Below are 20,759 nucleotides of genomic sequence, written 5' to 3' on the forward strand. Positions count from 1 at the left end.
GTTCGCGCACTTCCGTCATTCCCGCGAACGCGGGAATCCCGCTGTGTCGCAACGGTGGCGCAGAGAAGCGGGATCCCCGCGTTCGCGGGGATGACGTTGAAGATGGTATCAGGACGCTAAGCCATGCAGATCGTCACAGCCGATATCGGTGGCACCCATGCACGCTTTGCGCTCGCGACCATCGAGGATGGCCGCGTCACCCATCTGGGCGAGCCAGTCACGCTCAAATGCGCGGAATACGCCAGCCTGCAGACCGCCTGGGAAGCATTTGGGGAGGCGATAGGCGCACCGCTGCCGCGCGCCGCAGCGATTGCGCTCGCCACCCCGATCCGCGGCGACGTGCTCAAGATGACCAACAACCCCTGGGTCATCCGCCCGGCGCTGATCTGCGAAAAGCTGCACGTCGATTCCTACACTCTGGTCAACGATTTCGGCGCGGTCGCGCATGCCGTGCAGCACTGCGATGCCGCCAGTTTCTCGCACCTGTGCGGGCCGCAAGGTGACCTGCCCGAAACCGGCGTCATCACCGTCATCGGCCCCGGCACCGGGCTGGGTGTCGCCTATGTCGTGCGCGGGCCCGATGGCTATCGCGCGATCGAGACCGAGGGCGGGCATATCGATTATTCCCCGCTCGACACCACCGAAGACGCCATCCTCACCCGCCTGCGCCGCCAGCACCGCCGCGTATCGGTGGAACGCGTATGCTCGGGCCCCGGCCTGGCCGCGATCTACGAGACATTGGCCAGCATCGAGGGCCGCGCCGTCGTCAGCATGGAAGACAAGGTGCTGTGGCAGCTGGCGCTCTCGGGCGAGGACAGCCTCGCAGCCGCCGCGTTCGACCGCTTCTGCCTCAGCCTTGGCGCTGCGGCGGGTGATTTTGCGCTGGCGCAGGGCGCGGGCGCAGTGGTAATCGCCGGCGGGCTTGGTCAACGGATCGCGTCGCGCCTGCCGCAATCGGGCTTCGAGGAGCGTTTTCTCGCCAAAGGCCGCTTCCAGCGGCTGATGGAGACGATCCCGGTCAAGCTGATCGACCATCCCCAGCCCGGCCTGTTCGGCGCCGCCGCTGCCTTTGCCCAGGAGAACCCCGTATGACCGCAGACCGCACTATCGAGACCATCATGCGGACTGCGCCGGTCATCCCGGTGATCGTGATCAACGACGTCGCCGATGCGGTACCGATGGCGCAAGCTTTGGTCGCAGGCGGTCTCAAGGTGCTCGAAGTCACGCTTCGCACTCCCGCCGCGCTCGAAGCGATCAGCCTGATGAAGCAGGTCGAAGGCGCCATCGTCGGCGCTGGAACGGTCATCGATCCCGCCACGCTCGATGCCGCGCTCAAGGCCGGATCTGAGTTCATCGTTTCGCCGGGCCTCACCGACCGGCTCGGCAAGGCGGCGATCGAAAGCGGAATCCCGTTCCTTCCCGGCACCGCCAATGCCGGCGACATCATGCGCGGACTCGACATGGGGCTCACCCATTTCAAGTTCTTCCCGGCGATGGCGGCAGGCGGCATCCCCGCATTGAAGGCGCTGAGCGCACCCTTCGGTCAGTGCAAGTTCTGCCCCACCGGCGGCGTGACTCTGGAGACTGCGGGCAACTGGCTCGCGCTCGATCCGGTGCTGTGCGTTGGCGGCAGCTGGATGATTCCGGCGGGCCCGCTGGATGCCTCGGCGATCCAGCGCAATGCCTCTGCCGCGCACGCGCTCGCCTAAATTAAATCAGCCTGAATCAGACGAGCAGCTCGGGGGCCTTGCCATGGCCCAGAAAATCCGCCGGGCTCGCTGTCGCACCATAGGCTCCGGCACAGAACACCGCGACCAGATCGCCGACCTGCGCCTCTGGCAGCAGCGCCTTGTCCGCCAGCCGGTCGAGCGGGGTGCACAGGCAGCCCACGACATTGGCCTCTTCCGAGGCTTGCGCATCGAAGCGGCTGGCGATCGCCACCGGATAGTTGCGCCGCACCACGGTACCGAAATTGCCGCTGGCGGCGAGCTGGTGGTGCAATCCGCCATCGGTGACCAGATACAGCTCGCCGTGACTGGTCTTCTTGTCGACGATGCGAGTCAGGTACACGCCCGCCTCACCCACCAGCCAGCGGCCAAGCTCCATCGCGAAATGGGTGTCGGCCAGCACCGGGGGCAGATCGGCGAACCGCTCGGCCAGCGCCGCGCCGACCTTGGCGATATCGACCGCCACATCACCCGGGAAATAGGGAATGCCCATGCCACCGCCGAGGTTGAGATGCTCAGGGCTGTGCCCGACCGCGTCGGACAGCTGGGCTGCCAGATCGAGCGTCTTGCCCTGCGTCTCGATGATCGCATCGGCATCGAGCGCCTGCGATCCGGCAAAGATGTGAAAGCCGCGCCAATGCGCGCCCGCAGCCAGGATATGCCGCACCAGCGCGGGCACCCGCTCAGCATCGATCCCGAACGGCTTGGCGCCGCCGCCCATCCGCATCCCCGATCCGCGCAGATCGAAGTCCGGGTTCACCCGCACCGCCAGCCGTGGCTGCACCCCGATACGTTCGCCGATCGCCAGCGCGCGATCCGCTTCGCCTTCGGACTCGAGGTTGAGCGTGACACCGGCGGCGATCGCCGCTTCCAGATCGCGGTCGCGCTTGCCGGGTCCGGCAAAGCTGATGTTGGCAGGGTCCATGCCCGCTGAAGTTGCGAGCTTAAGCTCACCTGCAGACGCGATGTCGATGCCATCCACCAGAGAGGCCATAAGCTCCAGCACCGGCGCAAACGGGTTGGCCTTCATCGCGTAATGGATCGAAAGCCGATCGGGCATCACGGCGCGCAGCGAGGCGACCCGCGCGCGCAGCATGTCCGACGAATACACGAAGCACGGCGTATCGCCGGCGCGTTCGACCAGGTCGCTCGCCGCGATGCCCTGCACCGCCAGTTCGCCATCGACGCTCGCAAAGCCAGCGGGAATCGGGCCCAAAGGCTTCATGAAAAACGCTCCTCGATCTCGGCGACTAGCAGCGCCCGGTCGATCTTGCCGTTGGGGTTCTTGGGGAAGGTCTCGCGCAGTTCGACGATCTTGGGCAGCATGAACGCGGGCAGCTCCTTTTTCAGCGCGATGAGCAGGTCGTCGACCAGCGCCTCAGGGCGAGGCACCAGCGCCGGACGTGCCAGCAGCAGGATCGCCTGACCGAGCTGCGGATCGGGGACGCCCAGGGCAACCGCTTCGGCCACCAATCCGGTCGATGTCGCTGCATCCTCGATTTCCGCCGGGCTGATGCGGTTGCCCGAGGACTTGATCATCGCATCGCGTCGTCCGACGAAATACATAAGGCCCTCAGCATCGCGCCGCACCCGGTCGCCCGACCACACCGCCATCCCGCCATAATGAGAGAATGCAGGCGCACGCTTGAACCGCTCGCGGGTGCGCGCCTCGTCCTGCCAATAGCCCTGAGCGACCAGCGGTCCTGCGTGGACCAGCTCGCCTTCCTCGCCATCGGCGGCATCCTGCCCGGCATCGTTGACCACCAGGATCTCTGCGAACGGGATCGCCTTGCCGATCGAGGTCGGGTTGTCGTCGATCAGATCGGGATCGAGATAGGTCGAGCGGAACGCCTCGGTCAGGCCATACATCGCGTATATGTCGGTGGAGGGGAAAATGCCGCGCAGCCGCTTGACCAGCGCCGGGCTGAGCGCTCCGCCGCTGTTGGTCAGCCGCCGCATGCTGGCGACGGCCTCTTCGGGCCAGGTGTAGTCGATCAGTTGCGTCCACAGCGGCGGAACTGCCGCCAGCGTGGTAATGGCGTGCCGCGCGCACGACTTGATCACGTCGCGTGCCATCAGATAGTCGAGCGGCACCGCAGCGCCGCCCGCAGCCCATGTCGAAAGCAGCTGGTTTTGCCCGTAGTCGAAGCTCAAGGGCAGCACGCACAAGGTGCGGTCGGAGAATTTGAGCTTGAGATAATGCGCGACGCTCAGCGCCCCCAGCCACATGTTGGCGTGGGTCAGCATCACCCCCTTGGGCTTGCCCGTGGAGCCCGAAGTATAGAGGATCGCGGCGAGATCGGAGGGATCGCGGTGCGAGGGGTGCGCGCTCATCTCCCCCTCCTTCCACTTTTCCATCGCCTCCTCGTCTTCCATGACCAGGCAATCCTCGGGCACGTCGCCGGGCAGCAGCGAGTTCATGCGGGTGCGGTTGGTGATCAGCATCCGCGCGCCGCTGTCGCCCAGGATATGCGCGACCTGCGTACGCTTGAGCACCGGGTTGATCGGCACGTGGACCACACCCGCCCTTGCCGCCGCCAGCGGCATCAGGCAGGTGGTCTCATTCTTGGGCAGCCAGGTGGCGATCCGGTCACCATGGGCCAGCCGAAACGCGGTTAACCAATGGGCAAGCAAACCGATACGCAAATTTAGGATGTCGTAGCTAAGTGTCTCCTCGCGCAGCACCAGGGCATCGGCCCGGCCGACGCCGCGCAGGACGAGATGATCAAGCGGTTGCGGAGTGGGATCGAGAGAAATCACGAACGGCCTGGTTCAAGAGAGAGATGCAATATCATGGGGTTCATGACTTTGAATGATGAATATCATGATAACCCGAAGCCCGGCATAGCGCACCGGGTTTCTGGAGGCTGTGATGCGGATCGCACCGGCCAGCGCACGGCCCGGCGCACCGGGCTGTTCGACCGCGCCTTGTGGTTCGACGGATTGCACCGCCACTGCCTTGCCGCGCAGGCACCGCACATCGCCTATGCCGCCGAGGATGGCGACGCGGTAAAGCTCTACCTCATCGACAACGGGCGCGCCGGCATGCTGGCCATGGCCAACTGGTACAGTTTCATTTGGCGCCCGGTGTTTGGCGGCAACCCCGATGCGTCGCGCCGCCGCGCTCTGCTCGAGCGGACCGCGCGCCGCCTGCCGCGCGAAACGCATCGCATCGTCCTGTCGCCCGTACCCGACGAGGACGGCTCTGCCAGCCTGATCGCCGAGACCTTTGCCGCCGCCGGATGGCTGGTGAGCCAGACCCCCTGCGACGAGAACCATGTGCTCCACCTCGATGGCCGCAGCTTCGACGAATACTGGGCAACCCGCCCCGGGCAATTGCGCTCCACCGTCAAGCGCAAGGGCAACAAGGGCGTGGTCGATCTGCGCATCGAGACCGTGTTCAACGCGGGCAGCTGGCTCGACTACGAGACGATCTATGCGCGCAGCTGGAAGCCCGAAGAGGGCAACCCCGATTTCCTGCGCTGGCTGGCGGCGCGCGAAGCGGAGGCAGGGCGGCTGCGCATGGGGATCGCCAGCATCGACGGGCAGGCGGTCGCGGCACAGTTCTGGACGGTCGAGAACGGCACCGCCTATATCCATAAGCTGGCGCACGACGAACGGCACATCCAGGCCTCGCCCGGCACGCTGCTCACCCATGCGCTGTTTAGCCATGTGATCGACACCGATCATGTCGATCTGGTCGATTTCGGCACCGGCAGCGACCCTTACAAGCGGGACTGGATGGAGGATGTCCGCCCGCGCTATCGCCTTGAAATGCTGTGGCCCAAGGCGCCTCTGGCGTGGCCCTATCTGGCGAAGCATCGCATGGCGGGACTTGCCGCCCGTTTTGGGAAGGACTAAGGCCGCACACCAGCGGCCGGGGGAGCCGTGGGTTGCACGGCCAGCGAGGGACATGTGAGCGATATCCAGACCAACGGTCAGAACGACGCCGTCGAGCGCGTGGTACGCAATGTGCTGCGCGACATTTTGGGCCTGTCCGAAGACCAGGTGAGCGGGTTCGACCGCGATACCGAATTGTTCGGCGCGCTGCCCGAGCTGGATTCGATGGCGGTGGCGGGGCTGCTCACCGAAATGGAAGACCGACTCGACATCCTGATCGAGGATGACGAGGTCGATGGCGAGCTGTTCGAGAATTTCGGCAATCTCGTCGATTTCGCGCGGTCGAAGATCACCGCGTGAACGCGAGCTATCGGTTCGACGGCAACGACGAACTGTGCCTGCGCTTCGGGCCGGATGACGCGCCGAGGCTGCTGATCCTGCCGCCGTTGTTCGACGAGGCCAACCGCGTGCGCCATCTGATGGTAGAATTCGGGCGGTTGCTCGGCGACCTTGGCATTGCCAGCCTTCTACCCGACCTGCCCGGCTGCAACGAAAGCCTGGTTTCGCTCGACACCGCCAGCATCAGTCTGTGGCAGGCGGCGCTGATCACCTGTGCCGAGCAGCTTGGCCCCGTCACCCACGTCGCGTCGTTGCGCGGCGGCGCTTTGATTGACGGTGCTCTGGGCGATCTGCCCCGCTGGCGGCTGGCGCCGGTCAAGGGCGGGCAATTGCTTCGCACCATGCTCCGCACGCGCATTGCCTCCGACCGCGAGGCGGGAATCAACAGCAGCAGCGAGGCGCTGATGGAAACCGCGCGCACATCGGGGATCGAACTGGCAGGCAACAGCCTGTCGCCCTGCATGGTCCGCGAACTCGACAGCGCCGCGCCTTCGGAGAGCAGCGCGATCCGGCTGGTGCGCTTTGCCGACGATCCGCTCGACGCCGATGGCCGCATAACAGGCGCGCCGCTGTGGCTTCGCGCCGAACCCGCGCATGATCCCGCGATGGCGGCGGCGATGGCACAGGACATAGCGGCGTGGATGCGCGGATGAGGCAGCATTTCACCTTCGATTGCGCAGGCGAAACGCTGGCTGCGACGCTCGACAAAGCCGACTGCACCACCGGGCTGCTGATCGTCAGCGGCGGCAACGAAATCCGCTCGGGCGCGCATGCCGGGATGGCGGCGCTGGCTGCCGCGGTGGCGGCTGCGGGCCACCCGGTGATGCGCTACGACCGGCGCGGGATCGGCGACAGCACCGGCGAGAACGCCGGTTTTGAATCCACCGCCGACGACATCGCCGCCGCCGTGCAGGCGATGCGCACCCGCGTCCCGTCGCTCGCCCGGCTGGTGGCATTCGGCAATTGCGATGCCGCGAGCGCGCTGGCGCTTTACGGTCCGGCGGCGGGGATCGACGCGCTGGTGCTCGCCAACATGTGGACGCTCGAGAGTGAGAGCGACGAGCCGGACGAGGCCGAAGCGGCCGCCACGATGACCGCAGGCGCAATCCGCAGCCGCTACCTCGCCAAGCTGAAAAACCCGCGCGAACTGTGGCGGCTGGCAAGCGGCGGGGTCGACATCGGCAAGCTGGTGCGCGGGCTGCGTCAGGCCGCGGCGAAGACCGAGGTCACCGGGCTGGCAGCAAAGCTGGGACAAGCGCTGGCGGAGATGCCGGTCCCGGCGAAGCTGCTCGTCGCCGAACATGACCGCACCGCGATGTGGTTCCTCGAGCACTGGGACAGTGCCCCCTTCGCCGCCGCGCGCGCCAATGCCGGCATCACGATGGCGCGCCTCGACAGCGGCTCGCACAGCTTCGCGTCCGCCGGCGACAAGGCGTGGCTGCGCGAGCGGATCCTGGAAGCGTTGACCTAGAAAACGCCGTTCATCCGGGTGCGTGATGCTCAGCCGCAGGCATAGCCATGGCAGTCAATCCGCCTATGCGCTCCGGCGGTGTTCCACCCTTTGGGACGGCGCCGGGAGCGGCGCGGAATCGAGCAGATCGCCAAAACTCAGGGGCCGATCGGTCAGGCTGGGGTGCGGCGAATACCCGTCGTGCCAGTATTTGGGGTCTATGATGTCCCGCGCGATGCTCATGCCGAAGATCCGCCGCGCGTGCGGCGACCGGTTGTCGGGCCCTGCATGTAGCAGATCGCTGCGATAGAGAATGACCGTCCCCTTGCGCGGTGCGGTCTGCACCAGCGAGAACAGGTCATCGAGCGCCTCACGGTTGCGATACAGCTTCCACAATTTGCGCGGACCGAGCATGCGAAGACTGAACTGGGAATTCTTCCCCAAGACGAAGCGCAACAGATTTGGCTGGTGCTGATCCCATTTGATCGAAAACACCCGGTCGCGAAATTCGCCGGGGGCAAGAGCGGCCCGATCGGCCTTGCGCATGCCCCACAGTTTTTTCAGATTGTGCCACAGGATCCGGTAATTGCATTGTGTCCGGAACAACTCCATCCACTCATAGGCCCTGCCATCATGGTTGTTGTCGGCACCGCCGTACATATGGGTGCCGGGCACGAACACGGTTCCGCCCTGCTGCTCGGAGACATCTTCCACGGCAGCAAAAAGGCTGATCACGCCGGCCGGGTCGCGGTGGATATACTGATGCGATGAGCCCAGATAGCTGGTGAATGTCGCGATTTCGAGGACCGGACGCGACCGACCACAATATTCCGAGACAACGCCCTCGACACGCTGGCACAATGTGGCGGCAAAGCTCGTGACACGCGGGGTCGAGGGTAGCGAGCAGAAGTCGCGGCGCAGATACCGGTTGTCCGTCTCGCTGGCGAAGGAGCACTGGCTGCGATCGGGATCCTCGATGGTCTGGCTGATCAGCTCGAGGCCGACATCCGCTTCGTCATCCGAAAGCAGGCCGGTCAGGATGACCAGGCCGTGCGTGTCCATGATCGTCACGGCCTGGCGGGCGCAATGATCCGCGAGCCTGCCATTTTCATCGAGAACCGCAGGGACTTCGAACGCGGACGTATCGTTGGAAACGCTGAATTCTTTCATGCGAGCCTGCCTTGCCTTGATCCCTGGTTCCCCGGATGGCCTTGCCGATCACATGCATGCTTGGCCGTGTCGGGGGATTTGGAGCCAGGCCGTTCTATGGGCGCACAAGCTTCTACATCTCGTTAAACGGGTATGATCAGGCGCAAATTTCCACAGCGATCGATGCCATCCCGTTCCCGCCACCAGCCAATGTCGTCACCCTCGCGAAAGCGGGGGGGTGACGCTGCTACGCAACGGTATTGCACAAGCGGGATTCGGACGGCCGCAGGCAGAGCAGCTTACTCCGCCGCAATCGCCTCGAAGTCCGCTTCGGCCAGGAACCGTTCGACATCCAGCGCGGCCATGCAGCCGGTGCCGGCCGCAGTGACCGCCTGGCGGTAGACCTTGTCCATCACGTCGCCGCACGCGAACACGCCGGGGACGCTGGTGAACGGCGTGCCCGGGGTCACTTCGATATAGCCATCACGGTCGAGCGGGAGATGGCCCTTGAACAGTTCGGTCGCAGGCGCGTGGCCGATTGCGACGAAGCCGCCGTCGACCGCGAGGTGCGAGGTCTCGCCGGTCACGGTGTCCTTCAGGTCAATGCCGACCAGCCCGTGCGGCTGGCCGCCGCCGACGAAGCGTTCGACGCCCTTGTTCCACAGAACGCTGATCTTGGGGTTGGCGAACAGGCGCTCCTGCAGGATCTTTTCGGCGCGCAGCGAATCGCGGCGGTGGATCAAGGTCACGTTGTCCGAATGGTTGGTGAGATAGAGCGCCTCCTCGACCGCGGTGTTGCCGCCGCCGATCACCGCGACTTTCTTGCCGCGATAGAAGAAGCCATCACACGTTGCACACGCAGAAACGCCCTTGCCGCCCAGCTCCTGCTCGCCCGGGACGCCCAGCCACTTGGCCTGCGCGCCGGTGGCGATCACCAAAGTTTCCGCCTCGTACACGGTGCCGCCATCGCCGATCAGCCGGAACGGGCGGCGCGACAGGTCGACCGACACGACGGTGTCGTAGATCATCTGGGTGCCGACATGCTCGGCCTGCGCCTGCATTTCCTGCATCAGCCAAGGCCCCTGCACCACGTCGCGGAAGCCGGGATAGTTCTCGACATCGGTGGTGATGGTGAGCTGCCCGCCCGGCTGCAGCCCCTGTACGACGATGGGCTTGAGCCCTGCGCGCGCGCCATAGATCGCGGCGGAGAGGCCGGCGGGGCCTGAGCCGAGGATCAGCATGCGGGTCTGGACGGTATTGGTCATGGCAAGAGCCTTCTGATGAATTGCGAGCCCGGCATGTGGCCTGCGGCTGCACCGGCCGCAAGAGGCACGGCGCCGGGCTGCCGCACAAGAATATGTTGGACCGAGGCTAAAGCAATTTGCAGCGGCGATGCCAAGCATGATTCCGGTGCTGCCCATCAATTCGCTTGCCAAGGTGGCAGGCCGTGGCCACCTAGGCGCGATGCTTCCCCGCATTCAGTCCATCGCCACGGGCGTCCCGTCCTTTGCCATCACCCAGCACCAGGTGCGCGATTTCGTCGCCAGCGCGCTGCCGCAAGGGCTGCCGTCGCGGATTGCGGCCATTTATGACAGCACGGGCGTCAACAGCCGCGCGATCGTGCAGGCGCCCGAAGAGTATCTCGGCCCACCCGATTTCGGGGCGCGCAACGCGCTGTATCTCGCCGCCGGGCAGCAGTTGCTCGAAGAGGTAGCAAACGCCGCGCTGGCAAAGGCCGGGCTGGCCCCCGACCAGATTGATGCCATCGTCTGCGTCTCGTCCACCGGCATTGCGACACCTTCGATGGCGAGCCAGATGCTGAACCCCATGGGGTTTCGCGCCGATGTGATGTGCCTGCCGCTGTTCGGCTATGGCTGCGCGGGCGGTGTGCTGGGGCTGCAGGTCGCAGGCGATCTGGTGCGTGCGGACCCCAGGCGGCGCGTGCTACTGCTGACGCTCGAACTGTGCTCGCTCGCCTTCCGCTTTGGCGATCTCACCAAGAAGGCCATCATCGCCTCGACCCTGTTCGCCGATGGTGCCAGCGCGATCGTGCTTACCGCCGATGGCGATGGCCCTGCGCTGGGGCATTTCGCCCAGCACACCTGGCCCGACAGCCGCGCGATGATGGGCTGGGATGTCGACACTATGGGGCTGGGGCTGATCCTGTCGCGCGACCTGCCCGCGTTCGTCGCCAGCGAATTCGCGCCGGTGGTCGATGGCTTTCTCGCGCAAGCCGGGCTGGAGAAGGCGGCACTGACCGAACCGGCGTGCCACCCCGGCGGACGCAAGGTGATCGATGCGCTCGAGGCGTATTTCGATGACCTGACGGGCGGGCTTGTCCAGACCCGCGCGGTGCTCGCCGATCACGGCAACATGTCCTCGCCCACGGTCCACTTCGTGCTCGAGCGCATCCTGGCCAAGGGCGAGTCCGGGCCGCTGCTTCTCACCGCGCTGGGACCGGGCTTTACCGGCGCGATGGGAGTGTTGCACCGATGATGCAGATGAGCGAGCTTGCACCCTATATGTGGCAACCCGGCTGGGCCGCGGCCTGGGTCGTGCTCGCGCTGCTCACCGCGCAGCGCCTGCTCGAGCTCGTCTATGCTCAGCACAACACCAAAAGGCTGCTCGCGCGTGGCGCGACCGAGCATGGCCGGTCGCATTATCCGCTGATGGTCGGCATCCACGCAAGCTTCCTGCTCGCATTGTGGCTGAGCACCCCGCCCGATGCGCCGATGCTGTGGCCGCTGCTCATCGTGTTTGCGCTGCTGCAGATCGCGCGGCTGTGGGTTCTGGCGACGCTCGGCCCCTATTGGACCACGCGGATCATCTCCTCTCCCGATTTCCCGCGCATTTCCGGCGGCCCCTATCGCCTCGTCCGGCACCCCAATTACTGGGTGGTGACGCTCGAGATTCTGACCATTCCGCTGATCTTCGGCCATGTCCAGATCGCAGCGCTGTGGACCGTGCTCAACTTCGGCATCCTGTTCATCCGCATCCGCACCGAGAACGTCGCGCTGGCGCGCCGGGAGCGCCAAAAACCTGTCGCCTGATCGCGGCGATGCGCTTAGGATCGGGCGCTCGACGGATCGCGATGAGAGGGTTTTGATGCGCCATATCACCGGCCTGCTGGCCAGTTGCGCCCTGTTGCTGAGCGCGTGCGGCGGAGGTGGCGGCAGTTCGCCCACACCCGGCCCGACTGCGGTCGCTGGCGCCCCCACTCCGACGCCCGCGCCAAGCCCCACCTGCTCGCTGGAAAACCGCCAGGCCTTCGCGCGCGACGTGCTCAACGAATGGTATCTGTTCCCCGAGCTGCTGGTGACCAGCGCCAACCCGGCCAGCTTCACCACGGTGCAAGGCTATATCGACGCGCTCACCGCCACCGCGCGCGCGCAGGGCAAGGACCGGTTCTTCACCTTCATCACCTCGATCGCCGAGGAAAACGCCTTCAACACCACCGGCGCGACCGCCGGGATCGGCATCCGCCTTTCGATCGACACCCCCGGGCGCCGCGTACTGATCAGCGAAAGCTTCGAAGGTGCGCCGGGGCTGACCGCCGGAATCGATCGCGGCGACGAGATTCTCGCGATCGGCACAGCCAGCAGCAACCTGCGCAGCGTCAGCGACATCCTCGCGGCGGAAGGGTCCGGCGGAATCACCACCGCGCTGGGTCCCAGCACCGCAGGAACCACCCGGCTGCTGCGCGTGGCGCGCGGCGGGGTTTCGCGCGAGGTCAGCGTCACCAAGGCCGATTTCGATCTGCCAGCAGTCTCCAGCCGCTATGGCGCGCGCATCATCCAGGACGGCGGACGCCAGATCGGCTATCTCAACCTGCGCACCTTCATCTCGGCAGCGGACGCGCCGCTGCGCGACGCGTTCCGCAGCTTCCGCGCGGCGGGTGTCACAGAGTTCATCGTCGACTTCCGCTACAATGGCGGCGGGCTGATCTCGACCGCGGAGCTGCTGGGCGATCTGCTGGGCGGCAACCGCACCAGCGCCGAATTGTTCTCGGGCGTGCGCTTCCGCGCCTCCAAATCCTCGCGCAACGAAAACACCTTCTTCAATCCGCGGGCGGAATCGGTGAGCCCGGCCAAGATCGCGTTTATCGGCACCAGCGCCAGCGCGTCCGCCAGCGAACTGGTGATCAACAGCCTTGCGCCCTATTACAACCGCAACCTGGCGCTGATCGGCAGCAACACCTTCGGCAAACCGGTCGGCCAGATCGCACTGGACCGCAGCGCCTGTGACGACCGCGTCCGCGTCGTGGCGTTCACCTCGGTCAATGTGCGCGGCGCAGGCGATTACTTCAACGGCCTTGCCAGCACGCTCGATGTCAGCTGCCAGGCGGCGGACGACCTGACGCGGCCGCTGGGCGATCCGCAGGAAGCCTCGATCCGCGGCGCGCTCGATTTCCTCGCCGGGCGCAGCTGCACCGCGATCGGGCAGAGCAGCGCTGCCGGTGGGCTGACCGGCCAATCGCAAGGCGGCCAGATCACCTTCGAGCGCGAACTGCTGATCCCCGCCGCGCCGACACCTGCGCAGCGCGAGGTGCCCGGGCTGTTTTGAGCGGGTGCATTCCCGCCCCCTCTCTGTTGGCTCCCCTGCGAGGACTGCAGGAAGACGATCGGCCTCCACACCCGTCATAAAACTGCCACGCAACCACAATCACTGGTGGCATCGTGCCGCACGCTCGCCTAGATAGCGGCCATCACGGGAATCGCCCCCATCACGCCTTGATCCGGATCGCACCTGAAGATGACGCAAACGCCCCGCACTATCGCCCTCGCCTCCGATCATGCCGCCGTCGGCCTGAAGGCAGAGCTGGCCGCATGGCTCACCGAGCAGGGGCACAGCGTCACCGATCTGGGGCCGGACACCGCCGACAGCGTCGACTATCCCGATTACGGCTTCAAGCTGGCCGATCACGTTGCCGCAGGCGGCTCCGAATTCGGCGTCGCCTTGTGCGGATCGGGCATCGGCATCTCGATCGCGGTCAATCGCAATCCAGCCTGCCGCTGCGCACTGGTTTCCGATCATCTTTCGGCCAGCCTGTCGCGCCAGCACAACAACGCCAATGTCATCGCGATGGGCGCGCGGCTGATCGGGATCGATACCGCCAAGGATTGTCTCGCCACCTTTCTTGCCACCCCGTTCGAAGGTGGCCGTCACGAACGCCGCGTCGCCAAGCTGACCCCGGCCTGATATACCCTCAATTCAAGTCCCCGATGGAGCCTGTCATGTCCACCAACACTGCGATCAACGAAATCCGATCCTCCGGCTTTTTCAGCGAAGGCCTTGCGCTCACCGATCCTGCCGTGGCCGCTGCCATCGCCAAGGAAGTGCGCCGCGAGAAGAAACAGATCGAGCTGATCGCATCGGAAAATATCGTCTCCAAGGCGGTGCTCGAGGCGCAGGGTTCGGTGTTCACCAACAAATACGCCGAAGGCTATCCCGGCAAGCGTTACTATCAGGGCTGCGAGCCTTCGGACGATGTCGAGCGCCTGGCGATCGAGCGCGCCTGCAAATTGTTCGATTGCGCCTATGCAAACGTCCAGCCGCATTCGGGCGCGCAGGCCAATGGTGCGGTGCTGCTGGCGCTGATCAAGCCGAGTGATACCATCCTTGGCATGTCGCTCGACGCCGGCGGCCATCTGACACACGGCGCGCGCGCCGCGATGTCGGGCAAGTGGTTCAACGCCGTCCAGTATGGCGTGACCCCCGACACGCACCTCATCGATTATGACGAAGTCCGCCGCCTGGCGCTCGAGCACAAGCCCAAGCTGATCTTCGCCGGCGGCTCGGCCTATCCGCGGCACATCGATTTCGCCAAGTTCCGCGCGATCGCCGACGAAGTGGGCGCGTTCTTCCAGGTCGACATGGCGCACTTTGCCGGCCTCGTCGCAGCAGGCGTGCACCCCTCGCCGTTCCCGCATGCGCATGTCGCCACCACGACAACCCACAAGACGCTGCGCGGTCCGCGCGGTGGCATGATCCTGACCAATGACGAGGCACTCGCCAAGAAGCTCAACTCGGCGGTGTTCCCGGGCCTGCAGGGCGGTCCGCTGATGCACGTGATCGCTGCCAAGGCGGTCGCGTTCGGCGAAGCGCTGACGCCTGAGTTCAAGAGCTATTCGCGCGCGGTGATCGACAACGCCAAGGCGCTGGCGAGCCGCCTCAAGGAGCGCGGCGCGGACCTCGTCGCTGGCGGCACCGACACGCATCTGGCACTCGTCGATCTGCGTCCGCTGGGCGTTACCGGCAAGGACGCCGACGAGGCGCTCGAGCGCGCAGGCATCACCTGCAACAAGAACGGCATCCCGTTCGATCCGCTGCCGCCGACCAAGACCAGCGGCATCCGCGTCGGCAGCCCTGCAGGCACGACGCGCGGCTTCGGCGTCGCCGAGTTCCGCGAGATCGGCGACATGATCGCCGACGTGCTCGATGGCCTGCGCCAGAAGGGTGAACATGGCGATCCCGAGGTCGAAGCTGCGGTGCGCATCCGCGTCGAAGCGCTGTGCGACCGTTTCCCCATCTATCCGGAGCTTTGAACCATGCAGAACCCTGACGATCCCAACAATGGTGGCGACCTGATCGCCGATGCCCGCGAGGAAATCGTCGGCATGGCCAAGCAGGGCATGGCGCACCCCTCGACCAAGCCGGTGCTGACCGCGGGCGCTATCGGCGCGGTGGCGGGTGCGGTGCTTCCCGTAGTGAGCTGGCCGATCGGCCTGGTCGCCGGGGCAGGCTATATGCTCTACAAGCGCCTGCGTCCCTGAAGGGCATCGACTGACCGATGAGATGCCCCTTTTGCGCGCACGAAAACAGTCAGGTCAAGGATAGCCGCCCCACCGAAGACGGGGCGGCGATCCGCCGTCGGCGGCAGTGCGAAAGCTGCGGCGCGCGGTTCACGACGTTTGAGCGCATCCAGCTGCGCGACATCATGGTGGTCAAGAGCGAGAACCGCCGCGAGCCGTTCAACCGCGCCAAGATCGAGAAATCGGTCGCGGTCGCCTGCCGCAAGCGCGGGATCGACCAGGAGCGCATCGACCAGCTCGTCTCGGGCATCCAGCGCCAGATCGAGACATCGGGCGAGAACGAGGTGCATTCGCGCGATATCGGCGGGATGGTGATGGATGGGCTGCGCATGCTCGACAGCGTCGCCTATATCCGCTTCGCCTCGGTCTATCGCGATTTCAGCGAAGCCAAGGACTTCGAGGAATTCGCCAGCACCGTGAAAGATGTTGGCGGCGCCTGATGCCCTATTTCACCTATATGCTGCGCTGCGGCGATGGATCGTATTTCGTCGGCCATGGCGAGAATCTGGACGCCGATGTCGCCGCGCATCAGGCAGGTGCCGTCCCCGGCTACACCAAGGCGCGCCAGCCGGTCGAACTGGTGTGGAGCGAGGATTTTGCCACCGCCGACAATGCGCAGGCGGTCGACAGGCAGATCAAGGGCTGGAGCCGCGCCAAGAAGGAGGCGCTGATCCGGCAGGACTATGGTGCGCTGTCAGAACGCGCGCGCAAGATGCTGCTGGGCAAGGCGAAGGCGGCACGCAACCTGCAGTCTGCAAGGGACGCGGCGCCAGGCGACCTGCGCAAGCCCATCGTCATTCTGGTGCGTCCGCAACTGGGCGAGAACATCGGCAAAGCCGCGCGCGCGATGCTCAATTTCGGGCTCACCGAAATGCGGCTGGTCGCCCCGCGCGATGGCTGGCCCAATCCCAGCGCGGGCCCGGCGGCCTCTGGAGCGGACATCGTGCTCGAACAGGCGCAGGTGTTCGAGACGGTCGCCGACGCGGTCGCCGACTGCAACCATGTCTATGCGACCACCGTGCGCAAGCGCGGCGTGACCAAGCCGGTGGTGACGCCCGCGGTCGCCGCTAGCCAGATCGTCAGCGCCCCGGGACGCAGCGCGATTCTGTTCGGACCCGAGCGCTCGGGGCTGGAGACCGAGGATGTCGCCATCGCGCAGGCCATCCTCACCGTGCCGATCAACCCGCAGTTTGGGTCGCTCAACCTTGCGCAGGCGGTGATCCTGGTGGCGTATGAATGGTCCAAGACCGGCGGCGGCGATGCGGTGTCATCCCCCACCGAAGTCGAGCTCGACCCGCCCGCGCCGATGGAAGAGCTCGACGGCATGTTCGAGCAATTGTGCGCCATGCTCGAGGCGAAGAACTATTTCTTCCCCGAAGGCCGCGCCTCGATGACGCGGCGGACGCTGCGCAACCTCCTGACCAAGCCGCAATGGAACAGCAACGAGGTGCGCACATTCCGGGGCGTGCTGAGCACGCTGGCGAAGGACAAGCGCAAGCCGGTCTAGGGGTTGTTGGCCGCCAAAGGATGTAGCGGCTCGCTCAAGGCCTTGGCAGGGCGTAGATGTTACGGGTCAGCCCATCGGGAAACCGTTCGCGGCCCATAACGGTGCCGCCCAGCTTTTCGGCAAGCTTGCGCGCTGCGACATTATCGTCGTTCATATGGGTTTCCACCAACGGCCAACCCAATGCCTCATAGCCGAAGCGCACCGCTACCTTCGATGCCTCGAGAGCATAACCGTGCCGCCGCGCCTCGGGAATGATCCACCACGTCAGCTCGGAACGGGGATAGCCCTCTGGCCACCACAGCCCGCAGCCGCCAATCATTGTGCCGCTCGCCTTTTCCACCACCGACCATCGTCCATAGCCCCTGAGCAGCCAGTGGCCGAGATCGGTCGCCAACACTCTCCAGGCACGGTCCGCCTCCAGCGGGCCGCCATAGGCTGCCGAAGCTTCGGCATCCGCGAAAAAGTCGCGATAGACGCAAAAGTCCGATGCCCGCGGTGCTCGCAGGATCAGGCGTTCGGTTTCCAGTGTGGGAACAGTCGACATCATCCCGTCATCCTCCCATCTGGTTCTGGCCCCCTACCGCCGCAGCAGCTCCCAGTGCTCGCCCTCATACGCGATCGAGGCTTCCACCAGCCGCTCCCAGAAATCGGCGACCAGCCCTACGGGCACGCCCGCGTCGAACGCGGCGGCCTTGGCCTGGGCGATGACCTGCGCCTTGCGCGCTTCGTCGCGCACCATGCCGCGTTCGGGCTTGATCCGGGCCGCCGCGCGCATATAGCCGAATCGGGTGGCGAGCAGCGCGATCAGCTCCCGGTCGAGCGCATCTACGCCCGCGCGGACGTCGGTCATGGTCATGCAGTCTTCGGGCGATGTGATGGTGTCTGACATGGCTCCCCGCATAATCGCCCGAACTCGGCATGTCGAGGCGGTGAGCGGCGGGTTGACTCTTTGCACCCATGTCGCCATAGGCCGCGCTTCGCAATTGGCCCTGCACCCCCGGTGAAGCAGCGGCCGCATGGAGCATGTTCGGCTCCATGGCGCGAACCCGGGACAAACCTGGCCGCTAAGCTGGCCGGACTCGCCTGATTGATCAGGCAGCAAATTGGAGAAACACACGTGTCGAAGCGTAACAGTTCGAAGTACAAAATTGACCGCCGCATGGGCGAGAACATCTGGGGCCGCCCCAAGTCTCCCGTCAACAAGCGCGAATATGGTCCCGGCCAACACGGCCAGCGTCGCAAGGGCAAGGTTTCGGACTTCGGTCTGCAGCTGCGCGCCAAGCAGAAGCTCAAGGGCTATTACGGTGAAATCACCGAAAAGCAGTTCAAGAAGAACTACACCGAAGCCAGCCGCATGAAGGGCGATACTAGCCAGAACCTCATCGGTCTGCTGGAACAGCGCCTCGACATGGTCGTCTATCGCGCCAAGTTCGCACCGACCATCTTCTCGGCGCGCCAGATCGTCAGCCACGGCCACATCCGCGTCAACGGCGTGAAGTGCAACATCGCATCGCGCAAGGTGAAGCCGGGCGACGTCGTGTCGCTGGGCAAGAAGGCGCAGGAAATGGCTCTGGTCATCGAAGCGCAGGGCCTGGCCGAGCGTGACATCCCCGATTACGTCGCACCCGACGGCACCGACAAGATCACCTTCACCCGCGTTCCGACGCTGGACGAAGTGCCGTATCCGGTGAAGATGGAACCCAATCTGGTCGTCGAATTCTATTCGCGCTGATCGGTTTCAACCGACCGAAACACGAAAAGGCGGGCCACAGCGGCCCGCCTTTTTTGTTTGTCGTCGGGCCGTTCGTGCTCAGGGCAGCGCAAGGGTCTTTTCCAGAAACCCTGCGCTGGTGCTGAGCATCTTCGAACGGATGACGCTGTCTTCCAGATAGTGGTCGCGATCCTCGAAGATGTGGAGCTCGGACGATTTGCCCGCGCTGCGCAACCGCGAATCCATCAGCCGCGCGTGGCCCACATCGACATTTCGGTCGATGTCGCCGTGAAACATCAGCACCGGCGCCTTGAACGCTTCGGCATTGCGCGCGGGCGAACCATCCTTGATGTGCGGGCCCGACCCGACATAGCGGCTGACCTGGACAAAGTCCGACCAGCCCTGCCGGTCCGCTTTCAGTTTCTCCAGATCGGTCACCGGGGCAACCGCCACCACTGCCTTGAACAGCTCGGGCTCCATCACGTTGGACTGGAGTGCGGCATAACCGCCATAGGACCAGCCGAAGATCGCCAGCCGCCTGGCGTCAGCCCCGTTGCTGACAAGCCAGTGCCCGGCATCGTTGATGTCGCCGACCGCGGTCTGCCAGCTCTGGAACCCGTTGCGCTGGAACCAGTCGCTGCCATAGCCCGCCGATCCGCGGAAATTGGGCTGCAGCACGGCATAGCCACGCAGCGCGAAGAACTGCACCAGCCAGTCAAACCCCCATTCGTCGCGCGCACTGGGGCCGCCATGCGGCATCACGATGGCGGGGAGCCCCGCAGCGCTGGCCTTGCCCGGCGGCAAAGTGAGATATCCGGGGATCTCGACGCCGTCGCGCGCGCGGTAGCGCACCGGCTCCATCTTAGCGAGCGGAATGGTATCGAGCGCGCTGCGCGCCGCGAGCAGATTGCCCAGCGTCCGCGCATCGCGATCGAACAGGAAATAGGCGCCGGGGTTGGTGTCGCTGCCCGCCCAGATCAGCATCTTGCGCTCGTCCTCTGAGGTATCGACCACGCGGATCAGCGGCAGATCGGGCACCGCGCCGGACAACGCCTTGGTCATCGCGGCGATATCCGGATCGATATAATGCACCTGCGCGACATCGGTGACATAGCGCACGCCGATGACGCGGTTGCGCCGCCCGACGCGGATGAAGCCCGAGACATCGACCTGCGGATGAGCAAAGACGAGCGTCTCCTTGCCCGAACCATCGAGCGCCATGCTATAGGCGGCCATCCGGCCATCGAGCCGCTTGAGGCCATAGGCCAGGTTGGCGGTGGCATCGACGGCATGCGGGTCGAAGCCTTCGCGGCTTGCATCCACCACGCTCATCGCGACCCAGGCCTTGCTGTCCGGGGTGCGATAGAAATAGCGCCTGCCCTCCATCACATAGCCATCGCGAACGGACCGCGAGCCCTTGATCCGGACCTTGCCATAGCCGTCAGAGATGAACTCGATCGCCCCCAGATCGGGCTGCTCCACCGTCCTTGCGGCCAGCGTGCGGGTGTTGACCAGATCGACACCCAGCCCTTCCTTCTCCTGCGCCAGCCGGGTGCCGATGCTGGTTTCGGGCACATAATCGCGGACCATGAGCACATGACCTTCGTCCGAAGGATTCCAGTCGATGACATCGCCGCCATAAAGGGCCAGCCCCAGCCGCTCGCCCCCGCCCCGGCGAACGTCGATCACCTTGGCGTCTCCGCCGATCGCATCCACCGCGACCATACGGGTGGCATAGGTCGCGCGGTTGTCGACCATCACCGATGCGATGATGCTGCACAGCAGACGGGTATTGCCCGTCCAGTTGCACGACGTCATCCGGTTGGGCTCGCCATCCGCCTTGAACACCGCGCGCTGCGGGCGATCCTCGCGGGACAGGTCGACAACCATCAGCACAGAGCCCTGGCCGTTGACCGGCGCGAGATAGGCAAGCTTGGTCCCATCGGGCGACAGGCTGGCATCCTCGACCTCGGGGCGCGACCCCATGATTCGCGCAAGATCCGGGGCGGCGCCCTGCGCCTGGGCGATCGTCGGCACACCGAGCCAGGCCAAAGCCGCTCCCATGGCAACACCAGTCAATGTTCCGCGGTTCGCAGTCGACATATCCACCCCCTAATTTTTCCCACTTTGCGTGGTGATCGCAGCAGACAAGAAGATGTCCCGG

22 protein-coding genes are annotated in these 20,759 nt (G+C 65.3%); 15 read left to right on the forward strand and 7 right to left on the reverse strand.

Going from position 1 to position 20,759, the window contains the following annotated elements:
- The first annotated feature begins 123 nt into the window (after positions 1-123).
- On the forward strand, positions 124-1,092 hold the full coding sequence (glk, locus tag BSY18_RS11240; protein WP_069050654.1) for a glucokinase: 969 nt from the start codon (positions 124-126) through the stop codon (positions 1,090-1,092).
- Complete coding sequence (eda, locus tag BSY18_RS11245) at positions 1,089-1,709, forward strand: bifunctional 4-hydroxy-2-oxoglutarate aldolase/2-dehydro-3-deoxy-phosphogluconate aldolase (protein ID WP_069050655.1); 621 nt, start codon at positions 1,089-1,091, stop codon at positions 1,707-1,709. The genes glk and eda overlap by 4 nt, the downstream gene beginning before the upstream one ends.
- 16 nt (positions 1,710-1,725) lie before the next feature.
- Here the strand turns inward: eda and BSY18_RS11250 are convergent, their stop codons facing one another.
- Entirely contained in the window at positions 1,726-2,952 is a 1,227-nt protein-coding gene (locus BSY18_RS11250; protein WP_069050656.1) for a pyridoxal-dependent decarboxylase, exosortase A system-associated, read from the reverse strand.
- The gene (locus BSY18_RS11255; RefSeq protein WP_069050657.1) at positions 2,949-4,487 is read right to left on the reverse strand and encodes an acyl-CoA ligase (AMP-forming), exosortase A system-associated; all 1,539 of its coding nucleotides are present in this window, start codon (positions 4,485-4,487) and stop codon (positions 2,949-2,951) included. Before BSY18_RS11255 ends, BSY18_RS11250 begins: the two co-directional genes overlap by 4 nt.
- Before the next feature lie 42 nt (positions 4,488-4,529).
- Here BSY18_RS11255 and BSY18_RS11260 point away from each other — a divergent pair, with 42 nt between their 5' ends.
- Genes BSY18_RS11260 through BSY18_RS11275 form a run of 4 tightly spaced genes read left to right on the forward strand, consistent with a single transcriptional unit; the run spans position 4,530 to position 7,437 of the window.
- Positions 4,530-5,588 carry a GNAT family N-acetyltransferase gene (locus BSY18_RS11260; protein ID WP_083231641.1) on the forward strand — a complete coding sequence of 353 codons (1,059 nt, stop codon included), beginning with the start codon at positions 4,530-4,532 and terminating at the stop codon, positions 5,586-5,588.
- A gap of 54 nt (positions 5,589-5,642) precedes the next feature.
- Entirely contained in the window at positions 5,643-5,927 is a 285-nt protein-coding gene (locus BSY18_RS11265) for an acyl carrier protein (protein ID WP_069050658.1), read from the forward strand.
- On the forward strand, positions 5,924-6,619 hold the full coding sequence (locus BSY18_RS11270; protein WP_069050659.1) for a hypothetical protein: 696 nt from the start codon (positions 5,924-5,926) through the stop codon (positions 6,617-6,619). Before BSY18_RS11265 ends, BSY18_RS11270 begins: the two co-directional genes overlap by 4 nt.
- Positions 6,616-7,437 carry a hydrolase 1, exosortase A system-associated gene (locus BSY18_RS11275; protein ID WP_069050660.1) on the forward strand — a complete coding sequence of 274 codons (822 nt, stop codon included), beginning with the start codon at positions 6,616-6,618 and terminating at the stop codon, positions 7,435-7,437. Before BSY18_RS11270 ends, BSY18_RS11275 begins: the two co-directional genes overlap by 4 nt.
- A 63-nt stretch (positions 7,438-7,500) precedes the next feature.
- Here BSY18_RS11275 and BSY18_RS11280 read toward each other — a convergent pair whose 3' ends face one another.
- Complete coding sequence (locus BSY18_RS11280; RefSeq protein ID WP_069050661.1) at positions 7,501-8,586, reverse strand: phytanoyl-CoA dioxygenase family protein; 1,086 nt, start codon at positions 8,584-8,586, stop codon at positions 7,501-7,503.
- Between the two features lie 278 nt (positions 8,587-8,864).
- Entirely contained in the window at positions 8,865-9,830 is a 966-nt protein-coding gene (gene trxB, locus BSY18_RS11290) for a thioredoxin-disulfide reductase (RefSeq protein WP_069050663.1), read from the reverse strand.
- 127 nt (positions 9,831-9,957) lie between these two features.
- On the opposite strand from trxB, the gene BSY18_RS11295 reads away from it, so the two are divergent.
- The 8 genes from BSY18_RS11295 (at position 9,958) to BSY18_RS11330 (ending at position 16,884) form a co-directional block, all read left to right on the forward strand.
- Positions 9,958-11,061: a type III polyketide synthase gene (locus tag BSY18_RS11295; protein WP_083231434.1), complete on the forward strand. Its 1,104-nt coding sequence runs from the start codon at positions 9,958-9,960 to the stop codon at positions 11,059-11,061.
- Positions 11,058-11,615, forward strand: a complete 558-nt coding sequence (locus BSY18_RS11300; RefSeq protein WP_069050664.1) for an isoprenylcysteine carboxyl methyltransferase family protein — start codon at positions 11,058-11,060, stop codon at positions 11,613-11,615. Before BSY18_RS11295 ends, BSY18_RS11300 begins: the two co-directional genes overlap by 4 nt.
- Before the next feature lie 55 nt (positions 11,616-11,670).
- Positions 11,671-13,128, forward strand: coding sequence for a S41 family peptidase (locus BSY18_RS11305; RefSeq protein WP_069050665.1), 1,458 nt, complete (start codon positions 11,671-11,673; stop codon positions 13,126-13,128).
- A 189-nt stretch (positions 13,129-13,317) separates the two neighbouring features.
- Positions 13,318-13,764 (forward strand): ribose 5-phosphate isomerase B, encoded by a 447-nt coding sequence (gene rpiB, locus BSY18_RS11310; protein ID WP_069050666.1) that lies wholly within the window; start codon positions 13,318-13,320, stop codon positions 13,762-13,764.
- Positions 13,765-13,799: 35 nt separating this feature from the next.
- Positions 13,800-15,110 carry a serine hydroxymethyltransferase gene (gene glyA / locus BSY18_RS11315; protein WP_069051879.1) on the forward strand — a complete coding sequence of 437 codons (1,311 nt, stop codon included), beginning with the start codon at positions 13,800-13,802 and terminating at the stop codon, positions 15,108-15,110.
- A 3-nt stretch (positions 15,111-15,113) separates the two neighbouring features.
- On the forward strand, positions 15,114-15,338 hold the full coding sequence (locus tag BSY18_RS11320) for a hypothetical protein (RefSeq protein ID WP_069050667.1): 225 nt from the start codon (positions 15,114-15,116) through the stop codon (positions 15,336-15,338).
- A 17-nt stretch (positions 15,339-15,355) separates the two neighbouring features.
- Positions 15,356-15,817, forward strand: a complete 462-nt coding sequence (gene nrdR / locus BSY18_RS11325; protein ID WP_069050668.1) for a transcriptional regulator NrdR — start codon at positions 15,356-15,358, stop codon at positions 15,815-15,817.
- Positions 15,817-16,884: a TrmH family RNA methyltransferase gene (locus BSY18_RS11330; protein WP_082382166.1), complete on the forward strand. Its 1,068-nt coding sequence runs from the start codon at positions 15,817-15,819 to the stop codon at positions 16,882-16,884. The genes nrdR and BSY18_RS11330 overlap by 1 nt, the downstream gene beginning before the upstream one ends.
- A 34-nt stretch (positions 16,885-16,918) precedes the next feature.
- Here the strand turns inward: BSY18_RS11330 and BSY18_RS11335 are convergent, their stop codons facing one another.
- Both BSY18_RS11335 and BSY18_RS11340 read right to left on the reverse strand, forming a co-directional pair.
- Positions 16,919-17,431 (reverse strand): GNAT family N-acetyltransferase, encoded by a 513-nt coding sequence (locus tag BSY18_RS11335; RefSeq protein ID WP_054134090.1) that lies wholly within the window; start codon positions 17,429-17,431, stop codon positions 16,919-16,921.
- A gap of 30 nt (positions 17,432-17,461) precedes the next feature.
- On the reverse strand, positions 17,462-17,773 hold the full coding sequence (locus tag BSY18_RS11340; protein WP_054134089.1) for a chorismate mutase: 312 nt from the start codon (positions 17,771-17,773) through the stop codon (positions 17,462-17,464).
- A 228-nt stretch (positions 17,774-18,001) separates the two neighbouring features.
- Here BSY18_RS11340 and rpsD point away from each other — a divergent pair, with 228 nt between their 5' ends.
- Positions 18,002-18,616, forward strand: a complete 615-nt coding sequence (gene rpsD, locus BSY18_RS11345) for a 30S ribosomal protein S4 (protein WP_054134088.1) — start codon at positions 18,002-18,004, stop codon at positions 18,614-18,616.
- A gap of 78 nt (positions 18,617-18,694) precedes the next feature.
- Here rpsD and BSY18_RS11350 read toward each other — a convergent pair whose 3' ends face one another.
- On the reverse strand, positions 18,695-20,659 hold the full coding sequence (locus BSY18_RS11350; protein WP_069050669.1) for an alpha/beta hydrolase family protein: 1,965 nt from the start codon (positions 20,657-20,659) through the stop codon (positions 18,695-18,697).
- Positions 20,660-20,759: the final 100 nt, after the last annotated feature.

The sequence above is a fragment of the Blastomonas sp. RAC04 genome (assembly GCF_001713435.1).
GTDB classification, from domain to species: Bacteria; Pseudomonadota; Alphaproteobacteria; order Sphingomonadales; family Sphingomonadaceae; genus Blastomonas; species Blastomonas fulva.